Raw genomic sequence first — 19,021 nt, 5'->3', positions numbered from 1 at the left:
GTGTAAACCTGACCGAAACCTCGCTGCTGACCATTCACCAGCCCGCCTTGCGAAGTGCCGGCCCCAATTCCCGGCGTGCTGTCTCGTATTCGGTGTGAGAATCAGGGACCATTCGATTCCGCACCCCCGACTGCAGCTCTTCGGAGATGTGCGCAATCAAACCGGGAAGCGTCGATGTGATTGCCAATCCGCACATTTCCGATGGGGTGAAGCCCATCTGCACCATGATGGAAGCAAGCATTCCAACGTCGTTTAGAACGAGTTCTGGTTTGTCGCTGGCCTTTTGAAATGCACGGTGCACGGCTTCGTACCATTCATTGGCCTCGCCCCACACGTGTTGCTCCTGGGCGAGCTTCTTGAGCTTCGCAGACCGCGGATCGACATAGCGAAAAACTTGATGCCCGAAGCCAGGAACACGGCGCTTGGCTGCACGCAATTCTCCGACTAGCTCATCGGCAGCCTGGTCCATCGTCTTGCCGCTTGCTTTCCAATGGGCAAAGGTCTCGCTAATGAACCGCCCCGTGTCCTCGGGGGAGAGGGCGTGCTCACCTGCGGCGAGCACGCCTGCACCGAGTCCGGCGGTCATGACCGGATTTACCGAGACAACTGCGCGCGCCGCGACCGTCCCGGACTTCTGCAAACCGTAATCGAGGATCGAAGAAAGGATAACGTCCATCATTCGCGCCTGGCCGGGAGTAGGAAGGTCTCCCCTAATGAGCAAGTAGGCGATGCCGGGAAACGGAACCAGTCCCACGAGGTCGCTCATAGCGTATCCGCGGATGTAGATTTCCTCGGCCGAAATCTCGCTGACCCCTGTCACCCAGTGTGACGATGTCCCCTTTGCCATGCGATCTCCAATCTCAAATGGTTGTCATTACGGATTGAGGTTCACGAGGCGTCTCAAGGCCCCGCTTAACCGAACGGTGTGCTGAGACCGTGGCTCCAATCCGCAATGCATACTAGACAATCAAAAAGACATACTCAATAGTATATGCGTGCATCTGCTCAAAATTTCTACATGCCGGCTGGCTAAATATGGCAATTGCCTTTTTGGGTACTTTCACGTACGTGCTATGTCGGTATCAGTATGTTTTGGCCGATTGGGGTCGGACCAACGTCCAACATAAAGGAGAAAATAATGCTGAAGGCAGTGAACCCACCGGATGCCACGTGGCCGGGTCTTTCTCAGGGCATGGTAATTAGGGGAGGTGGGTTTTTCGTCAGTGGCGGGCATTGTGGCCTTGACGCTTCCGGTGAACCGATCACGACCTCAATGGAAGATCAGATCGTTGCAATGTTCGAGGGCCTCAAGCGCACTCTGACGCAGGCAGGGCTAGGCTTTGAGCACGTCGCCCGCACGACTTGCTTTGTCCGTGAGTTCGATCCTGAACTCCTCAAGACCATCAAGGCAGTTCGCGCGCGTTACTACAATTCCGATTGCCCGCCCGCGAGCGTGATGGTCCAGGCGGGCCTCTACGATTCGAAACTTTTCGCGGAAATCGAAGTGATCGCAGGCGTTCCCTGAAAAGAGCACTGGCATGTGGCGAGAGCGGCATGCCAGCACACTTTAAGTCAGAGATGATCCGCAATTCGATGGGCCAAGGCGAGTGTTTTCGCAGAGCCTCCGCAGTCTGGCGTTAGAAGCTGTGTTTTTGGAGTCACTCGGGAAATCGCGCTCATCAGATTCTCCGCTGCCGCGGTCTCTCCGAGGTGCTCCAGCATTAACGCGCCACACCAGATAGTGGCTATCGGATTAGCAATCCCGCGTCCGGCAATGTCCGGCGCGGATCCGTGAACGGGTTCGAACATCGACGGCACGCCGCCAGCGGGATTTAAATTCGCCGATGCGGCAAACCCAAGTCCGCCTTGGATCGCAGCGCCGATATCCGTCAAGATGTCCCCGAAAAGGTTTGAAGCCACGACGACGTCGAGTGTCTCTGGATGGGTGATCATCCGCGCCGCTATCGCATCCACGTGGTAGCGCTTGACCTCGATATCTGGGTACTCAGCTGACAACTCTTCGGTCACCTCGTCCCAGAATACCATTGAGTATTTTTGGGCGTTCGATTTCGTCACCGATGCCAGCCTTCCACGTCGGCGACGCGCCTGCTCAAACCCATAGCGTATAATTCGCTCAACGGATCGACGCGTGAAAATGGACGTCTCCGTGGCCACCTCGTGTGGGGTGCCGACATGAATACGGCCGCCGGCCCCGGAATATTCGCCCTCAGTATTCTCTCGGATGCATAGAATGTCGAAGTCGCTCTTCACCAACGGACTGGCGATCCCGGGGAGCACTCGGTGTGGCCGCATGTTCACAAAGAGATCGAACTGCTTGCGGATCGGTAGAAGCAGGCCGTGAAGGGAAACGCTGTCGGGAACGCGTTCCGGCCACCCGACCGCTCCCAGAAGAATGGAATCGAACTTTCGGAGGGACTCGATACCATCATCCGGCATCATTTTCCCCGTCTGTAGATAGGTGTCGCAACTCCAGTCGAATGTCGTTTCGATGAGGTGAATACCATGCTTGGAGGCCGCTGCTCGCACGGGAATCAAGGCTGCCTCGACTACGTCTTTGCCAATGCCATCACCCGGTATAACTGCAATCCGATATGTCGTCATTTCCGCCTCCTTAGAAAATACCAAAACGGATTTACAGCATACCAAAAAGAATGTAAACGAGACTAGTGAGCATGTAAGGCTTGCAATCTGGACACTGCACCGATAAGCATACGCGTATGCACATAGCTATACGCACCGGTACATTTTTGCTGTCCAGTTCTTTTTTGGCTGCGAGGTTTTTGCAATGACCACAGTTTGCCTCACATTCGATTTCGACGCGGTATCACTCTGGATAAGCACGATGAAACAGACAACGGCAACGCCGCTGTCTCGAGGTGAGTTCGGGGCGCTGGTTGGTCTGCCGCGGGTGCTGGACCTTCTATCCGCCAAAGAGGTCCACGCTACCTTTTTCGTGCCGGCGCATAGCGCGGGCGCTTTTCCGGATGTCGTCCAACGGATAAAAGAAGACGGCCACGAAATCGCACTCCATGGCTATTGTCATGAGACCCCCGTCGGTCTGACGCGGGAGCAGGAAGCAGACCTTCTGCATCGCTCGATCCAAAAAATGCGCTCTGTACTTGGAAATGATTTTGAGCCCAAGGGATACAGATCACCCGCTTGGGATTTGAGCCCTTATTCGATCGAAATTCTTGAAGAACATGGAATCCTGTATGATTCCAGTATGATGGCGGATGACTATCGTCCTTACAGAGCTCGAAAGGGATATTCGGCCGACGAGGACCATTACGAGCGCGGCGTGGCGAGCAACGTGGTTGAGCTTCCGGTTGCGTGGGAGCTCGACGATTTCCCGCACTTCGTCTTCCTGAACAAGCCTATGTATCTCGGACTCCGCACGCCGAACGAAGTCCACGAACTCTGGAAGCAAGAGTTTGATTTCTGCCATTCTCTCGGCGACGGCGTCTTCACTCTAACGATGCATCCCCAGATAATCGGCCGTGGCCCCCGGATCGAGATGCTGGGACGGCTAATTGATCATATGCGCGCCGCGAACGTGTCCTTCCGACGTGCGGCCGAGGCGGCTTCCGACCGGGCAGGGGTACTCGGGTGTTTTGGGGACAACGGCTCGAAGGCCGATACGAAGGACTGAATAATGGAAAAAGCCCAAACTGAGCATTCGTCCGTTTACAGCGCACTGTTGGCCGCCGCGGTTCCGCGACTGGATAAGGTTGCCCTGGTATACGGCCATGATCGCCTGACCTATGCGGAGCTGATGCTCCGGATCGAGCGCGTTATCGGTACTCTTAGGTCGCTTGGCATTGGCAAGGGCGACGTCTTCGCTCTCTACGGCCAAAACCATCCCGAGCACATGCACTGCTACTACGCGGCTTCCAAGACGGGCTCCATCTTCGTTCCGATAAACCCTAATCTGACGGCTGACGAGGTCGGATATACCTTCCAGCACAGCGAAGCGAAAGTGCTGTTCTTTGATGAACACGTCGAGCAGACCGCCAGATCCGCGATCGCCGCCGACAAACTCCTGCCGATTTCATATCTCCAAGGCGTCTCCAGCGACAGTGGCGACACGGGAGAGTTGATCGATCTCGACGATGATTTCGTCGTCACCTATTCTTCGGGCACGACCGGCAATCCGAAAGGCGTGGTTCTCAGTCAGCGTTCACAGGTAAATGTAGCGGTGTCCCTTGCGCGTATGTGGGGGGTTTCATCCCGGGACACCACCTTGGTGGCATTGCCGCTCGGCTATCTGTTTGGATTCTCCACCGCAGCGGCAACCGCGCTGCAAGCGGGCGGCAAGGTCGTGATCCTTCGCCGCTTCCATCCCCGCGAGGTGCTCGAGGCGTTTATCGACCACCATATCACAATCTATCACGGCGTTCCGACGATGTATTCCATGATGATGGAGTATTGCGAGCAGCGCGATCTGACGTTCGACCTCTCGCGCCTGCGCCTGCTCATTTGCTCCGGCGCACCCCTTCCAGAAGAAGTTGGGTCGAGGTTCGTGGCGCGCTTTCACAAACCGCTCCAGAACTACTATGCGCTCACCGAAGTGGCCCCAGTATTCGGAAGGTACTACGACGACCCGGCGCCATTGCCGGCGGGAGCGATCGGGAAAGCCGCTCCCGGGGCGACGATCAGGATTCAGCGTCCGGATGGAACTGAATGTGGAATCGGCGAGCCTGGAGAGGCGCTTGTTCGTGGAGCCGCTACCCTGAAGCGCTACGCAAAGGACGAGGCATTGACGCGTGCCGCCCTGAACGAGGGGATGTTCCGGACAGGAGACCTGGTGAGCCGCGATGCTGACGGGTTTTTCTTTATCGAAGGCCGTATCAAGGACATTATCATACGGGGCGGCCACAACATCTCGCCTGCGGAAGTCGAGAGGACGATCGTCATGCACCCGGCAGTTCAGGATGCTGCTGTCATCGGTATCGCGGACAGGATTTTCGGAGAGGTTCCCATCGCGTTTGTAGTGTTGCGCCCCGGTGTAAACGCGACTGCCGAGGAACTCATCCTCTTTCTTGAACACAGACTGTCCGATTTCAAGGTTCCTCGCACGATCTACATTGAAACAGAGCTGCCGCAGGGCAAGACGGGGAAGGTCGACAAGAAGGCTCTCAAGACCCGCGCCGAAGATGCGCTTTCCGTAGCCTGAGCGGCTGCCTCGACAAACAGGGACGCAGATGAACAAGAGCGAGTATCGCAAGCACGACGGTCTTGCACTGAGCGAGCTACTCCGAGATCGGCACCTCACTCCACTGGAGCTGATGGATTGCGCAATTGAATGCGGCGAAGAGGCGAACCGGAAGCTCAACATTCTGAGTTACACAGCCTATGAACAGGCCCGTGAGCGCGCAAGACGGTCTACGCTCAGAGGCCAATTCGGCGCGCTTCCGTTGTTGCTCAAGGATTCCGGGCTGGCCTATCCTGATCTGCCGAACTCTTTCGGCTCCAGACTTTTCGCCGACCTCAAAATCAACTTCTATTCCACGCTGACCGAGCGCTTTATCGAGGACGGATTCATTCCTTTCGGGCGGACAACCGTTCCGGAATTCAGTATGGCTCCCACGACCGAAGCGGTGCAAAATGGTGGACCCACAAGAAACCCGTGGAACCTCGCGCACTCGAGCGGCGGCTCCAGCGGCGGCGCAGCCGCGGCGGTTGCCGCCGGAGTTCTTCCCATCGCGCATGGAAGCGACGGTGGCGGCTCGATACGCATTCCGGCTTCATGCTGCGGAATCTACGGGCTGAAACCATCTCGCGGACTTATACCAACGGGCCCGGCACGCGGGGAAGGTTGGGGCGGCCTGGCAACGGATGGTGTCCTCACCCGTTCAGTGCGTGACACCGCGGCGGTGCTTGACGGTGTAGCGGGAATGGAAATCGGCGCACCCTATGCGTCGCCCCCTAAGGAAGGTTCATACCTTTTCCAACTGCACAAGCCCTTCGAAAAGCCACTGAGAATCGCGAGATGGAATGTTGGCTTCGACGACATTCCGATACATACCGAGTGCTTTGAAGCAGTCGACAAGGCGACCCGGGTCATCGAATCTCTTGGCCACGAGGTCGTCGACGCAGCCCTTCCGCAGATTCAGTTCTCGAAGTTTGTCGAAGCGCAGATCAGCGTGATGGCGGCGAACGTGACGCTTTCGGTAAACGGCAAGGTTCGCAACGATCCCGGGTCCGGCTGGGAGCAGAAATTGGAGCCTGCGTTGCTGGACGCTTACAGGTTTGGTGCCGGTCTCAGCGCGGAAGCCTATGCGCTCGCCATCACACGGTTTCATACTATTGGCCGCCAACTGGAGACTTACATCGCGGACTATGACTTCATCCTGACTCCGACGCTGATGCAGCCGCCCGCAAAACTCGGAACCATCAGTACCCAGGATGACTTCCATACGTTTAGACGCAACATAAGCCGATACGCCACATTCACGGCAATTATCAACGCATCAGGACAGCCGGCCGCTAGCCTGCCTCTTCACTGGTCGTCCGAGGGGTTGCCCATTGGCGTCCAGCTGATTGCTCCGTTCGGTCATGAGAGCAGACTACTGCGTCTGTCGGCAGCAATTGAAGCGACCGCGCCTTGGTTTGACAAGGTCGCAACACTTTAAACGTCAGGTCCCAAGCGAAAAGGAGAATCGGAAATGGATACCGACAGAGAGGATCACGAAAAGACGTTTACAATCTCCTTCGGAGGGTGCGGGAGCTTTTTCTATCCGGAGGCGCCGGATGGATTGCGTATCGCGGCCAAGCCCAAGGGAAAGGCGTTGAGCCCGGCTACCGCGGGCGGACAGAGTATCGGCGTGGCTGCCGAGTTTTACCAAAAGGTGAAATCTCTTTTTCGTTCCTGCGCCCGCGCTCCGCGCTAACCGGATGTGACTATGGTTCCGGGCTGACCTGCTCACAAAGAAGCGCTCGCATTCGAATGCGGGCCCGTTTCTTTGTTTATTGCGGTGACGTGGCTGCCAACGCGTCCCACCTCGAACGGAGAGCCTTCTTGTCGATCTTTCCGGTCTTACCAAGGGGGAGCTCAGTCTCGAAATACACATTGGCCGGAAGTTTGAACTTCGCCAAGCTCTCGGATGCGAACGAAACGAGTGCTTCGCGGGTCAGAACTGAACCGTTTTTCCTAACCACGTACGCTACTGGAACTTCGGCAAAAATCCGGTCCGGTACGCCAATTACCGCTGCGTCCTGTACTTCTGGATGTCTTAGCAAGACATTTTCGATCTCAACGGGAGCTACGTTTGCGCCACCCCGGCGGATCAGGTCCTTGATACGTCCGGTGATGTAAACATAGCCCTGATCGTCTTTGTAACCGATATCACCCGTTTTGAACCATCCATCCAAGTAGGAAGCTGCGGTCAGTTCGGGATCTTTGTGATACCGTTTCACCATCGACGGTGCTTTGATCAGCAATTCGCCGTGGGTACCATTGCGGCAATCGTTGCCTTCACTGTTAAGCACGCGCAGCGCTGCGCCCGGTACCACCTTCCCTACAGACCCGTTTGGAGGATCGACCGGATCGGAAGCATAACGGCCGAAGACGGGGTACGATTCGGTCATACCAAAGTAATCCTGGAGTTCTTTGCCGAAACGGCGTGCAAAGCGCTGGCGGAGCTCGTCCAGCAATGGTGATCCAGAGCAGATAAGCGCCCGCATCTTCGACAGATCGTAATTCGCGTTCTGCTGCTCGGAATACTCGAGCATCATCGAGAACATTGTAGGTACACCATGGAAGATAGTGGCATTGTCCCTGACCAATGCCTCCAGAATTTCCCCAGGGTGGAATCGCCGATTCACGATCACCCGCGCGCCCGCCAACAGAGACACCGTCGTAATCGTCGAAAGCCCGAGGAGGAAGCCTAGCGGGGCTCCAAGAACAGTCGTGTCTTCAGCGCTGAGCGCGAACAGTTCCTTGAACGACGCGGCCGCGTTCAGCTGCGCCTGGTTGCTGAGTACGACGGCTTTCGGAAATCCAGTAGAGCCGGATGTGTAGGCGATCAGAAGATCGTCGCCGGAATCGACTGTGGCGGCAGGTGCAGTCGCAGCGTCGCCGGTATCACCGTCCAATTCGTTGATTGAACGACGCATGCCTTGAGGAAGGTTCAGTTCGCTGAGGTCAGCGACCATCTCGTCATGGAAGAGGAACTTTGCGTCTGAGTGAGTGAGAATGTATCCAACTTCGGAATTGGTAAGGTTGAAGTTCAGGGGAACGAAAATCCCGCCGATCTTTGTCGTGGCGAGGAAGCAGAAGATAAACTCGGGGCGGTTCTGGCTAAATGCCGAAACCGCGTCGCCCTCTCGCACCCCGTGTTCGCGCAATTTCCCAGCTACCCGGTCAATCCGGCCAATCAGCTCGCCGTAGCTGTAGCTCCGCTCACCAAAGGTGATAGCGGTCCGGTCCGGTTGCGCGCGGGCAACGTTGACCAGTGCGTCGTAAACCGTATTGCTGCTTCTTGACGTCGGCATATTTGCGAGCCTTCTTTACTCGATAAACTTTCAACACGCCATTCTATACCAATTAGTTTGTAAATTGTACTAATACGTATAGAACAGTATGAAGCCAGCAGGCTAGGGGAATCCCTCGAAACATTCGGCAACCGCCTTTTTATCTAGATTCTTTGAGTTGGCCGAGCGCGCGTCGACCGGCAACGCGAAGGACGCAGCACGCTTGCTCGCTCCCCACGATATTCTGGCGACAGCTGTGGGACTTATGAGCCGACGCCCACATCGATTTTTTGGAACGCGGCCCTGGCAGTAGCCCCAAAATAGTCTGCCTTGATTTCGCATGCCTCGCCGAGAACCATCGTATTCAGGTTTTCCGCGCTGAACGCAGGCCACTTCGTCCCATCCCTGAGGACCGGAAGTCCGCCGGCGGCGAAGCTAGTCCAGGCGCTGACAACGTGATCGCGGAGAAGATAGCGGTCACCTTCCGGGTCACGATTGGCCCGTGCCGCGGGCGCTCCGCTTTCGCCCCACATTTCGTCTGCGTCCACGTTGTCGAACGTGAACAGCAATTCCGCTCCGTGTACCGACCAGAAGTCACCCTTGTACGGCTCCGTCCATGTGAACATGTAATGGTAGACGGGAGCACCCGAGGGGGTTGCGGACGCTTTGAGGCTCTGCTTCAGGGAATCGGAGGCCATCCACAGGTCTGAAAGCAAGCGCACCTTGATACGATCGAGACCTTCCCCGGGGAAACGCGCCTTGTAGTCGTTCAAGAGAAGCGAGACTTGTTCCCGCTCCGCTTCGTCGAGCGTCAGGAAGGTGGTCGCGTCGCGCACTACGTCTTCATCCGTCTTGGGAGACGCGAGCAGGCCTGCGAAATCCAGAAAATACGTTGTTTCGTGCGCGTTGGTGCCGTACATCTTCACGACGTCGCGGGAAAGCTCCAAGGCTTGATCGTCGGACGGGTGCCAAGGGAGAATTTCTCCATCGACTACCGGGCAGAACGGTGAGGACAAGCCTCCCCTAGCGGACACGGTGCCGGATACTTTGCGGTACGCCTCATACAACCTCTCAACCGGAATTTCCGCAAGCTTTGCCGCATCGCCTTCCCCGAGCTCCAGCGTTTTCAGGAGCGCCAGAGTGTCCTTGGAAGCTTCCTCCCGGGTTCTTAGCTTGCGCTGCGCACCGCTTTGCACGATGGCACGATGAAAGAGTCCTTTGGCGCTCGGCATGGCCATCAGGCAGGAGACCTTACCGCCGCCGCCGGACTCGCCGAATATGGTAACGTTATCGGGATCTCCGCCAAAACCGGCGATGTTCGTCTTTACCCACTCGAGCGCGTCAACAAGGTCAAGAAGGCCGACATTCGCTGCATATCCCGCTTCGGGCGCAAGATCGCCAAGGAAGGTAAAACCCAGAGCATGCAAGCGATGATTTACGGTGACGACAACGACATCGCCGCGTTCTGCAAGCCGCTGGCCGTCATAAAGCGGTGCTCCGCCGGAGCCGTAGAAATACCCGCCGCCGTGGAGAAAGACCATCACTGGCTTCCCCCAGGCGTCGATCGGCGACCAAACATTCAGAAAGAGGCAGTTTTCACTCCCGTCGCGGTTGTCGACCCATCCTTTCCAATCCTCGTTCTTCTGGTAGCAGGGATCGCCCACAGCGTGCGCCACAAAAGGTTCTGTTCCTCTTGCGACCGGAGCCGCGCGCTTGAACCTAGCACCAACGGTGCCGGCCCCATAAGGCACACCCTTGAAGACGTTAACATTCTCGGTCGCGTAACCGAGGATTTCTCCACTTGCGGTTTGTACTTTCGGCGCTCTTCCTGCTGCCACGGCGCTCCCCAGCGCTCCGTTAACCGCCAACGTTCCCCCGATGGCTCCTATGACGAACTGACGTCTGCTTACTACGCCGGAGATTGATGTTTCATGCATCGGTACAGCCTCTCTCAAGCCAGCTAAACACACCGGTCGGTATTCTTTATCAACCTTGAAAGATGTAGGATATTCCGTCAAGTACAAATATTGACGCCGTGGGTTTGCGGCTACAATCAAGTGTCAAAGCTGGATAGAGATGCGACCTCGGCAACTAGTTAGAAATGCGACACTTGCGCTGAGGCAAGCCCCCGATCCGACCGGCTGGGCCGGGTTGCAAGGGAGGAGCGGGGGCGGGTGATAACATTAATCGCTTCTTGGAAACGAGGCCGGCTGGACCATCCCGGTCATAGGCCTGCAACAACCTGTGGACCTGACTTCGACTGAGGTCGAGCAGTTCGGCAGGCTGGACAACGCTCAGGCGTTCGTCACGGATCTTCTGAAGGCGTCTCCGCGCTCGACGCCTCGATCAAGGCGCAGGTGATCAACCTGATGCTGGACCGGCAGCAGAGCCTCAACCTCGCCTTCCTGTTCATCTCGCACGACATGGCGGTCGTCGAGCGCGTCAGCCATCGCGTAGCGGTGATGTATCTCGGCGAGATCGGCGAGATCGGCCCACGGGCCGCGGTCTTCGAAAATCCGCAGCACCCCTATACGAAGAAACTCATCGCGGCAGTGCCCGTGCCCGATCCGGACCGTCGCCACGAAAAGCGGATGGTGGCGAATGACGAGATCAAGAGCCCGATGCGCCCGGTCGATTATCAGCCTGCGAGCACTTCTTATCGCGAAGTCGGGCCCGGCCATCTGGTCATGGCCGATCGGTAGACTTGCCATCCCGTTTTCGGATTTGGCCGACATTATTCCATCGCCAGGATCATGTTGCGCACGACGGGGTAGATTTCCCCCTCCCAGCGGCGGCCGTTGAAGACGCCGTAATGCCCGACATTGGCTTGAAGATGATGGCGCTTCAGATGCGGGCGCAGCGCCCGACAGAGATCGTGCGCGGCCGAGGTCTGGCCGAGGGCGCAGATATCGTCGCGCCCGCCCTCGACGGTCAAAAGCGCGGTGTTGCGGATCTGGCCCGGGTCGACCTTGCGGCCATGGTGGGTCAAGTCGCCGGTTGCGAGTTCCGCTTTCTGGAAGACGCGTTCGATGGTCTCGATGTAGAATTCCTCGGTGAGGTCGAGCACGGCGAAATATTCGTCATAGAAATTCTTGATCTTGCCGGCCTCGGCGGTCTCGCCCTTCGCCAGATGGTCGTAGAGCTTGCGATGAGCGTCCTGGTGGCGCTCCATGTTCATCGACATGAAGGCGACGAGCTGGAGAAAGCCGGGATAGACGCGCCGTCCGGCGCCCTGATAGCGCCAGGGAACAGCTGTGATCAACGAATTCTCGAACCAGGCGAGCGACTTCGACACGGCAAGCTCGTTGACCTTCGTCGGGCTTTCGCGCGGATCGATCGGCCCGGCCATCAGCGTCATGGTGCGCGGGGTGGCGGGATGCCGCTCTTCCGACATCACGGCAACGGCGGCCAGCGCCTGCACGCAGGGTTGGCAGACGGCGAGGATATGAGCGCCCGGACCGATCTCCTCCAGGAAGCGGATGATATAGTCCACATAATCGTCCATGCCGAAACGCCCTGCCGACAGCGGCACGTCGCGGGCATTGGCCCAGTCGGTGATATAGACGTCGTGATCGCGCAGCAGGGTCTGCACGGTGCCGCGCAGGAGCGTAGCGAAATGACCGGACAGCGGTGCAACGACCAGCACCCGCGGTCTCTGCGCGTCTGTTTCCGCCGCAAAGCGCAGCAGCGTGCCGAAGGGCATGTCGAGCACGGTCTCGACGGTGACGGGCGCCATGCGGTTGCCGATCATCGCCGAGGTGATGGCGAAGTCTGGACGTTCGTGGGTGATCTCGAAGCGTGAGATCATCTCCAGCGCGGCGGCGAAGTGCCGGCCCATATTGCCGACAGGTCCCCAGAACGCTGTCGCGGAGAAGATCTGCAGGCGCCGTGCCAGATCGCGAAGGGGCGCGATGAGATCATCCTGGAACTGATAGGCCTGATAGAGCATGGCCGAAATCTCCCGCACTGCCGCATCAATGCGGCGGTGCAAAAAATGCTAGTGGAATATGTCCTGCCATGCGAGAAGATTATCGAGGAAGAAGCAACATTGTCCGACAAGGATAGAGCCCGATGTCGCAGGCGGCACTGACGATTTCCTCGAAGAACTACTCCTCATGGTCTCTGCGCGGCTGGCTGCTGTGCCGGATGGCGGGGCTGGACTTCGCCGAGGTCCTTGTGGAGCTGGATGACGAGGCGCGCCAGGAACTGCTTCTGCTTTCACCGTCGGTTCTGGTGCCGAGGCTGACCCATGGCGACGTGACGGTCTGGGACACGCTGGCGATCGCGGAATATCTCCACGAGGTGGCGCCCACCGCCGGGCTCTGGCCTGCCGAGCGCGCGGCGCGCGCCCGCTGCCGGTCGGTCTCGGGCGAGATGCATTCGGGTTTCCACAATCTGCGCTCGGCTTTGCCGATGAACCTCAAGGCGCGGCATGAGCGTTTCAAGATATTTTCAGGCGCCCGGCCCGATGTCGAGCGCGTCAAGGCGATCTGGACCGAATGCCTCGAGGCAAGCGGCGGGCCCTGGCTGTTCGGGACCGTGCCGACCGTGGCCGATGCGATGTACGCGCCGGTCTGCACCCGCTTTCGCACCTATGCGGTGGAACTGGAGCCGCAGCTTGCAGCCTATGTCGAGACGGTACTGTCCTGGCCGCTGATGGGCGAATGGACCGAAGGGGCGTTGGTCGAGGCGGACGAGATCGTCGAGCTGGAAGTCGAGTTCTGACGGAAACGTGCCGGGCGGCTCCGCATCGATTTTCACGGGTCGAATTAAGAGTTGCCTGGAAGGTGAGCGGCGCATAAAGCAGATGCAGTGCCACATGCCGCGAAGCCTGGACCGGTGAGCAGAGATTATTATTCCAAACTCGGCGGATTGCCGCCGCAAACCGAGCTGCTTTCCAGCAAGGCCGTCTTCACCACAGCCTATGCGGTCATCCCGCGCAGCGTCATGACCGACATCGTTACCAGCGTCGTTCCGCATTGGACGGGGACACGGGCATGGGTTCTCTCCCGGCCGCTCTCCGGCTTCTCCGAGACCTTCTCGCAATATGTGATGGAAGTTCAGCCGGGCGGCGGAAGCGACCGGCCGGAGCCCGACAAGCGGGCCGAAGCGGTTCTGTTCGTCGTCGAAGGCGAGATGACAGTGGAACTCGAAGGCGTCAGCCATGCCCTTCGCAGCGGCTCGTTTGCCTATCTTCCGGCGGGTTCGGTCTGGCGCCTGAAAAACGGCGGCTCGACTGCGGCAAAATTCCACTGGATTCGAAAGGTCTTTCAGGAGGTCGAGGGGCTGGAGCCGCCACCGGCGATCGTCACGCATGAGGACGAACACGCCATCTCGGCAATGCCCGACACCGATGGACGCTGGGGGACGACCCGGTTCATCGATCCGGCCGATGTCAGCTACGACATGCACGTGAATATCGTGACTCTGGAGCCGGGTGCCGTGATCCCCTTCATGGAAACCCATGTCATGGAGCATGGTCTCTATGTGCTGGAGGGCAAGGCGGTCTATCGGCTGAACCAGGATTGGGTCGAGGTCGAGGCCGGCGACTTCATGTGGTTGCGCTCCTTCTGCCCGCAGGCATGTTACGCCGGTGGCCCCGGCCGTTTCCGCTACCTGCTCTACAAGGACGTCAACCGTCACATGACGCTCTGGTAGGATCTATCGCAGAGGGACGATGAGGCTCGAAAGCGAACGTCTTATTTTGAGACCTTGGCGACCGCTGGATCGCAAGCCTTTCGCTGCGATCAATGCCGAGCCCGACGTTGTCAGATATCTCAATCCTCTGACCGACGAACAGTCGAATGCGATGCTCGACCGCATCGACCTTCACTTCGAGCACCATGGCTGGGGGTTCTGGGCGCTGGAGGAGAAGGCAAGCGGCGAGTTGATCGGCCTCTGCGGCCTCAACAATGTTTCGCCGACTTTGCCGTTCGCCCCGGCAGTCGAAATCGGTTGGCGGCTTTCAGCATCGCGGCATGGCGCCGGATATGCGCGCGAGGCCGCGGAACGGTCTCTCGATTTTGCGTTCCACGATATGAAGCTTGACCGCATCGTCAGCTTCACGGTGCCCGCAAACAGCAATTCCTGGGGTTTGATGAGACGGCTGGGGATGAACCGGATCGGTGAGTTCGATCATCCCAATTTGGCCGAAGGGCATCCGTTGCGCCGTCACGTGCTCTACGAACTGCGATCATCAAACGGCATTTGAACCCAGCCGCCGATCGGCACCAACTACGAGGGGCGCTCGTACAATTGCGCAATTTATAATTGTAAAAGTGGCGTAACGTATCTTATGGAACTTACAGAGTTAACTTGCCATGCTTAGCTCGCTCTTAGCTATTCCTGCACTTGCCGAGCCTGCCGAAGCAGGCCGAGTGCCTTGCCGGACAGGGCCACCCCAGCGGGGGCCTGCCACCCTCCCTCGCGCATGCGCCGATGCTCTTCGCCCAAGATTGCGCAACGTCGCCATCATCAAGCCCCATGCCAGTTGGCCGTTCCGATCTCGTCCTCAAGATCTCGAATACGGCGACTGATGCAGGATTCCTGGACATCCAACGCACGCGCCGCCGCCTGAAAGCTGCCAATTTCCGCTGCCTTCAGTACGTAATGGAGATGACGCAACTCTATTCGCGCCACGATCAACCGGTACTACCAAAATAAAAACCACCCCGGCGTTCCTCATTTGGTTCGCGATATACAAAGGACCTGCGTCTCGGCCGGGCTCAAGCCGCCACACCGCCGGACGATCGAAAACTCGTCTCGAGGAACTCGAGTTGCAGAAGCGCGCCATCGGCCAGCTCACCGGTCCGGAAATACTTCACATGCTGCATGGCCATATGAGGGGGGAGAACAAAGCCTGCTTCGGCAACGCTATAGAAGAGATAGTAGACTGCGCGCTTCAGTAGCGGGTGCCTTCGCAGTTGCACTCAATCTGAGATTCTCGGCCCATCGAATCTAAAATCAGTTTGCGCTCGGGGAGAAGCATTCGTCATGCGTTTGCTTCAGCCGCTTCATCTTTCAGCCAGGCTGCAAAAGCTTCCGCATTGCGGGAAAGTCGCGTCTCTTTCCTCGTCACAAGATAATAGGCTTCCTTAGGAAATAGTCGCATCTCCGGAAACGGACAGACAAGATTTCCGCTTGCCAGTTCCCGCCTTACCAGGACCGGGGCGCACAATGCTATCCCTCTGCTCTCCATGCACATTTCGGTCAGGATGTACGCATCGTCGACGATATGACCTAGCCGAACGTTGCGATGCTGAACATGATATTTCTCCAGCCACTGTTGCCAGTCCTTATAGCGCCGGTCATGCAAAAGCGTGAAGTTTTGGAGGTCGCCCGGCTCCTGCAACTTGCCCGAAGCGACTATCGTCGGAGAACAAACCGGCGTGTAGTAGATGCTCAGCAGCCTCTCAGACGTCAAATCCGGCCACCGACCACTCCCCCATTTGATGGCGAGTTCAACGCGATCTGACAGCCGCAGGTTCGTTGAACGATACTGTTCAAGGCGCAAGTTCGGAAATCGTCCGAGGAAATTGTCGAGCCTGGGCGAGAGCCAAGACGCCGCGAATGCGGACTCGACCTGTATCTTGAGCAGATTAGTCGAATTGGGAATTGAGAGTGAATCAAAGGCTGACAGTAACTGCGAAATCGGATCGCTGATTGCCGCGATCAGGGTCTCTCCCGCGTCGGTCAAGGCTAGGCCACGGGCGCTCCGTGTAATGAGACGGGCACCGATCGATTTTTCAAGTTTTGCCACCTGATGGCTTACCGCAGACTGCGTAATGTTAAGTTCGCTCGCCGCCGCAGTGAAGCTGCCGTGTTCGATTGCCAATTTGAAGGCAAGAAGCTGCTCTGTCGGCGGAAAGTACAACGCCATCTGGAACTTTCCGTTTCTATCATGACAAATCGTCATGAAGAGTAGGACATAGTTTCAATTGCGCCGCAATGCCCTTAGACACATACTCACCGGAATGTTGAGCATCGGTGAAGTTCTGGCCGCGTCCCAAAGACGCGCGGACTTGTAGGGGCTCGCTGGGGTGGCGGATCGAACGAAGAGGTTTTGCCACCCGCCAGTGATTGCGAGAGTTTAATGAACGATACAGAAACCAGGTCCCTACGTGTGGAAGACGTCGTGAAACGCGCGGATCATGTTGTCGAGCTTGTGCTCGCTGACGCCCAGGGACAACAGCTGCCGTCGTGGCAACCGGGAGCGCATCTGTCGCTAAAACTCGGACCAGGGCTTGAAAGGCAATATTCCCTCTGTGGGCCGCTAGGCGACAGCTATCACTGGAGAGTAGCTGTACTGCGTGCCAACAACGGCCGCGGTGGGTCTGAATATATCCACGAGAAAGTGAAGAAGGGCGACATCCTGGAAGCTCAGGCTCCGCGAAACCACTTCCCGTTGGAGCCCGCGTCCGAGTACATCTTCGTCGCCGGAGGCATCGGTATCACGCCCATCCTCCCAATGATCGAGCAAGCGACGTCCAGTGGCACTCGTTGGGTTCTGCATTACGGTGGCAGGAGCCGTTCGTCGATGTCCTATCATCAGGAGCTTGAGGCACTGGGTGATCACGTCCGAATTGTCCCTGAAGACCAAGCCGGTCTTCTCGACCTCAAAGCGATTGGAAGCACCATCACCCCTGGAGCGAAGCTGTACTCTTGTGGACCGGAAGGACTGTTGAACGCGCTGACCTCTTTGTCCTCCAGTTGGCCTAAGGACACTCTGCATCTTGAGAGATTCAGCCCGATATCCGTCACGACTCCAGTTCAAAATCGTGAGTTCACCGCCCATCTTCGTGCATCTGGGCGCTCGATCTCGGTGGGTGTGGAGGAGAGTATTTTGGAGGCCATGGCTCGCGAAGGAATTCGTTGGCCTTGCGCCTGTCGCGAGGGCACCTGCGGTTCGTGCGAGACGCGGGTTTTGTCCGGAGCAATCGATCATCGCGATTCGGTGCTCAGCGCTTCGGAGCAAGAGCAGGGCGACTGGATGATGATTTGCGTATCACGGGCGTTGGGCTCCGAGATCGAGCTTGATGCCTAAAACCTACGTGCACATGCCGAACATGGCACGGTCCTCGTCGTATATTTGGATATGAAACCTCAAGGAGAAACTATGGGACAAGAAATCGCGCCAAACAGCCTCCGTGCTGTGCGCTCCACGGAAACAACGTTTCCTCGTGAGCGCTACGTATCGCCTGCAGTCTTCGAAGAAGAGACTCGTAACATTTTCGCAAGGCAGTGGACGTTTGCGGGTCATATCTCCCAGATTCCAAACGTCGGCGATTTCTTCGCCCATAACTTCGCGGGGGAGACCCTCCTTATCGTCCGGGAAAGCGCTAAGAGCGTTCGTGCGCACTACAACGTCTGTCGCCATCGTGGCTCGCAGCTGTCCAAATCCGATAAGGGTAACGTCCGCAACTTCGTGTGCCCTTATCACCAGTGGAGCTACGGCCTTGACGGCGCGCTCCGCCGTGCGCCAATGATGCCGGACAAGGAATGCATCGATTACGAAAAGCTCTCCCTCTTTCCCGCCGCCGTCGAGGTGTGGGCCGGCCTGATTTTCGTCAACCTCAAGAGCAACCCGTCCGAAAGCCTTAGCGACTTACTGGGCGCTCCGTCGGACGAAGTCAAAAGGCTTCAGCCCGAGAATATGAAGGAAATCTTCCGCGAAGCCCTGTCTGTGAAGGGGAATTGGAAGACCCTGCTCGAGAACTATCTGGAATGCTACCACTGCGCAGGCTCCCATCCAGAACTCGGCATCGCTTTCGACATTCAGTCCTCCTACGGTCAAACTGCAGGCTGGGGCGGCAGCTGCTTCCTCGGTGGCGAACCGCTGCGAAAGGGTTTCACGACCGTTTCCATGAACGGCGAACTGGTTAGCAAGCCGCTCGGTGTATATACGGATCAGAAGGAACTTCCGGTGGAAATCACCGACGGCGTGGGACTTCTTCCTGTCCTCAGCCGCGTAATCTTCCACATCGACCACGCCATCATTCACACGATGAACCCGATTTCGGAATCGGAAGTCGAATGGACTTCGCGCTGGTATGTCCGCTCGGATGCGGTCGAGGGCGTCGATTACGATATCAACAAGGTCATCGAAGTATGGCGCGCTACGAACGCCGAAGATAAGGAACTCTGCGAGCGCAACTACAAGGGCGTCCTTTCGCGGAAGTTCCAACCAGGCCCGTTGAACCCCTTGGCAGAAGGCGCTATCCGCCCGGCTCTCGACCTTATCGACAGCTTGATGGCCGACTAAGCCGCATCTCTTCGAACAAGGTCCTGGTGGACGCTCGTCGTCGACCAGGATCACCCCCACAAATTCCGCGCCCCAGGTACGCCCGTCCTGATATGCAAGCATACGTCCAACCCACCACTTTGGAGCACGCGAAGCTATCATCATGGAAACGGTGAGGTGGGCGCTTGCGGGCACTGTGCGGCGCATTGCCCGCAAGGTCGCAGGCATTGAGCGCCCTCGCGGCGCGTTTTCGGCGTGGTCCAGATACAAGCCAGTTGGTTGTTTCTG

General features: G+C 57.7%; 18 protein-coding genes and 2 pseudogenes. 11 read left to right on the top strand and 9 right to left on the bottom strand.

The window, feature by feature from the left end; translation table 11 throughout:
- Nucleotides 1-34: 34 nt before the first annotated feature.
- Nucleotides 35-847 (bottom strand): citryl-CoA lyase, encoded by an 813-nt coding sequence (locus AB4Z52_RS27850; RefSeq protein ID WP_442221123.1) that lies wholly within the window; start codon nt 845-847, stop codon nt 35-37.
- A gap of 291 nt (nt 848-1,138) precedes the next feature.
- Between AB4Z52_RS27850 and AB4Z52_RS27845 the strand changes: the two genes are divergently transcribed.
- On the top strand, nt 1,139-1,525 hold the full coding sequence (locus tag AB4Z52_RS27845; protein ID WP_442221122.1) for a RidA family protein: 387 nt from the start codon (nt 1,139-1,141) through the stop codon (nt 1,523-1,525).
- A 47-nt stretch (nt 1,526-1,572) separates the two neighbouring features.
- Here AB4Z52_RS27845 and AB4Z52_RS27840 read toward each other — a convergent pair whose 3' ends face one another.
- The gene (locus tag AB4Z52_RS27840; protein WP_442221121.1) at nt 1,573-2,622 is read right to left on the bottom strand and encodes a tartrate dehydrogenase; all 1,050 of its coding nucleotides are present in this window, start codon (nt 2,620-2,622) and stop codon (nt 1,573-1,575) included.
- 241 nt (nt 2,623-2,863) lie between these two features.
- Here AB4Z52_RS27840 and AB4Z52_RS27835 point away from each other — a divergent pair, with 241 nt between their 5' ends.
- The 4 genes from AB4Z52_RS27835 to AB4Z52_RS27820 are packed head-to-tail and all read left to right on the top strand — an operon-like array spanning nt 2,864 to nt 6,911.
- Nucleotides 2,864-3,670, top strand: coding sequence for a polysaccharide deacetylase family protein (locus AB4Z52_RS27835; protein WP_442221120.1), 807 nt, complete (start codon nt 2,864-2,866; stop codon nt 3,668-3,670).
- 3 nt (nt 3,671-3,673) lie between these two features.
- Nucleotides 3,674-5,194: a class I adenylate-forming enzyme family protein gene (locus AB4Z52_RS27830; RefSeq protein WP_442221119.1), complete on the top strand. Its 1,521-nt coding sequence runs from the start codon at nt 3,674-3,676 to the stop codon at nt 5,192-5,194.
- Between the two features lie 28 nt (nt 5,195-5,222).
- Complete coding sequence (locus tag AB4Z52_RS27825) at nt 5,223-6,653, top strand: amidase (RefSeq protein WP_442221118.1); 1,431 nt, start codon at nt 5,223-5,225, stop codon at nt 6,651-6,653.
- A 33-nt stretch (nt 6,654-6,686) separates the two neighbouring features.
- Entirely contained in the window at nt 6,687-6,911 is a 225-nt protein-coding gene (locus AB4Z52_RS27820; protein WP_442221117.1) for a hypothetical protein, read from the top strand.
- 76 nt (nt 6,912-6,987) lie between these two features.
- Here AB4Z52_RS27820 and AB4Z52_RS27815 read toward each other — a convergent pair whose 3' ends face one another.
- The 3 genes and pseudogenes from AB4Z52_RS27815 to AB4Z52_RS27805 all read right to left on the bottom strand — a co-directional run.
- Nucleotides 6,988-8,514 (bottom strand): class I adenylate-forming enzyme family protein, encoded by a 1,527-nt coding sequence (locus tag AB4Z52_RS27815; RefSeq protein ID WP_442221116.1) that lies wholly within the window; start codon nt 8,512-8,514, stop codon nt 6,988-6,990.
- 242 nt (nt 8,515-8,756) lie between these two features.
- Nucleotides 8,757-10,511, bottom strand: a complete 1,755-nt coding sequence (locus AB4Z52_RS27810; protein WP_442221115.1) for a carboxylesterase/lipase family protein — start codon at nt 10,509-10,511, stop codon at nt 8,757-8,759.
- Nucleotides 10,512-10,680: 169 nt separating this feature from the next.
- Nucleotides 10,681-10,806, bottom strand: a pseudogene (locus tag AB4Z52_RS27805) (helix-turn-helix domain-containing protein); the annotation flags it as partial.
- On the opposite strand from AB4Z52_RS27805, the pseudogene AB4Z52_RS27800 reads away from it, so the two are divergent.
- Nucleotides 10,806-11,195 (top strand): annotated as a pseudogene (locus tag AB4Z52_RS27800) (ABC transporter ATP-binding protein); the annotation flags it as partial. The pseudogenes AB4Z52_RS27805 and AB4Z52_RS27800 sit on opposite strands and share 1 nt — an antisense overlap.
- Before the next feature lie 32 nt (nt 11,196-11,227).
- Here AB4Z52_RS27800 and AB4Z52_RS27795 read toward each other — a convergent pair.
- Nucleotides 11,228-12,442 (bottom strand): polyhydroxyalkanoate depolymerase, encoded by a 1,215-nt coding sequence (locus tag AB4Z52_RS27795; protein ID WP_442221114.1) that lies wholly within the window; start codon nt 12,440-12,442, stop codon nt 11,228-11,230.
- 122 nt (nt 12,443-12,564) lie between these two features.
- On the opposite strand from AB4Z52_RS27795, the gene AB4Z52_RS27790 reads away from it, so the two are divergent.
- From AB4Z52_RS27790 to AB4Z52_RS27780, 3 genes are all read left to right on the top strand, one after another.
- A complete protein-coding gene (locus AB4Z52_RS27790; protein WP_442221113.1) occupies nt 12,565-13,218 on the top strand; it encodes a glutathione S-transferase in 654 nt (217 codons plus the stop codon).
- 114 nt (nt 13,219-13,332) lie between these two features.
- A complete protein-coding gene (locus AB4Z52_RS27785; protein WP_442221112.1) occupies nt 13,333-14,151 on the top strand; it encodes a bifunctional allantoicase/(S)-ureidoglycine aminohydrolase in 819 nt (272 codons plus the stop codon).
- Between the two features lie 19 nt (nt 14,152-14,170).
- Complete coding sequence (locus tag AB4Z52_RS27780; protein WP_442221111.1) at nt 14,171-14,704, top strand: GNAT family N-acetyltransferase; 534 nt, start codon at nt 14,171-14,173, stop codon at nt 14,702-14,704.
- Between the two features lie 263 nt (nt 14,705-14,967).
- Here AB4Z52_RS27780 and AB4Z52_RS27775 read toward each other — a convergent pair whose 3' ends face one another.
- From AB4Z52_RS27775 to AB4Z52_RS27765, 3 genes are all read right to left on the bottom strand, one after another.
- Nucleotides 14,968-15,132 (bottom strand): helix-turn-helix domain-containing protein, encoded by a 165-nt coding sequence (locus AB4Z52_RS27775; protein ID WP_442221134.1) that lies wholly within the window; start codon nt 15,130-15,132, stop codon nt 14,968-14,970.
- An 86-nt stretch (nt 15,133-15,218) separates the two neighbouring features.
- Nucleotides 15,219-15,422 carry a hypothetical protein gene (locus AB4Z52_RS27770; RefSeq protein ID WP_442221110.1) on the bottom strand — a complete coding sequence of 68 codons (204 nt, stop codon included), beginning with the start codon at nt 15,420-15,422 and terminating at the stop codon, nt 15,219-15,221.
- A gap of 62 nt (nt 15,423-15,484) precedes the next feature.
- Nucleotides 15,485-16,372 (bottom strand): LysR substrate-binding domain-containing protein, encoded by an 888-nt coding sequence (locus tag AB4Z52_RS27765; RefSeq protein WP_442221109.1) that lies wholly within the window; start codon nt 16,370-16,372, stop codon nt 15,485-15,487.
- 213 nt (nt 16,373-16,585) lie between these two features.
- Here AB4Z52_RS27765 and AB4Z52_RS27760 point away from each other — a divergent pair, with 213 nt between their 5' ends.
- Together AB4Z52_RS27760 and AB4Z52_RS27755 are read left to right on the top strand one after the other, a co-directional pair.
- Nucleotides 16,586-17,536, top strand: a complete 951-nt coding sequence (locus tag AB4Z52_RS27760) for a PDR/VanB family oxidoreductase (protein WP_442221108.1) — start codon at nt 16,586-16,588, stop codon at nt 17,534-17,536.
- Between the two features lie 72 nt (nt 17,537-17,608).
- Nucleotides 17,609-18,754, top strand: coding sequence for an aromatic ring-hydroxylating oxygenase subunit alpha (locus AB4Z52_RS27755; RefSeq protein ID WP_442221107.1), 1,146 nt, complete (start codon nt 17,609-17,611; stop codon nt 18,752-18,754).
- Nucleotides 18,755-19,021 lie beyond the last annotated feature (267 nt).

It is taken from the genome of Rhizobium sp. 2YAF20, from assembly GCF_052114685.1.
Classification (GTDB): domain Bacteria; phylum Pseudomonadota; class Alphaproteobacteria; order Rhizobiales; family Rhizobiaceae; genus Rhizobium.
The sequence above is the reverse complement of the archived record's forward strand: the minus strand, read 5'-3'. Positions and strand labels throughout refer to the sequence as shown.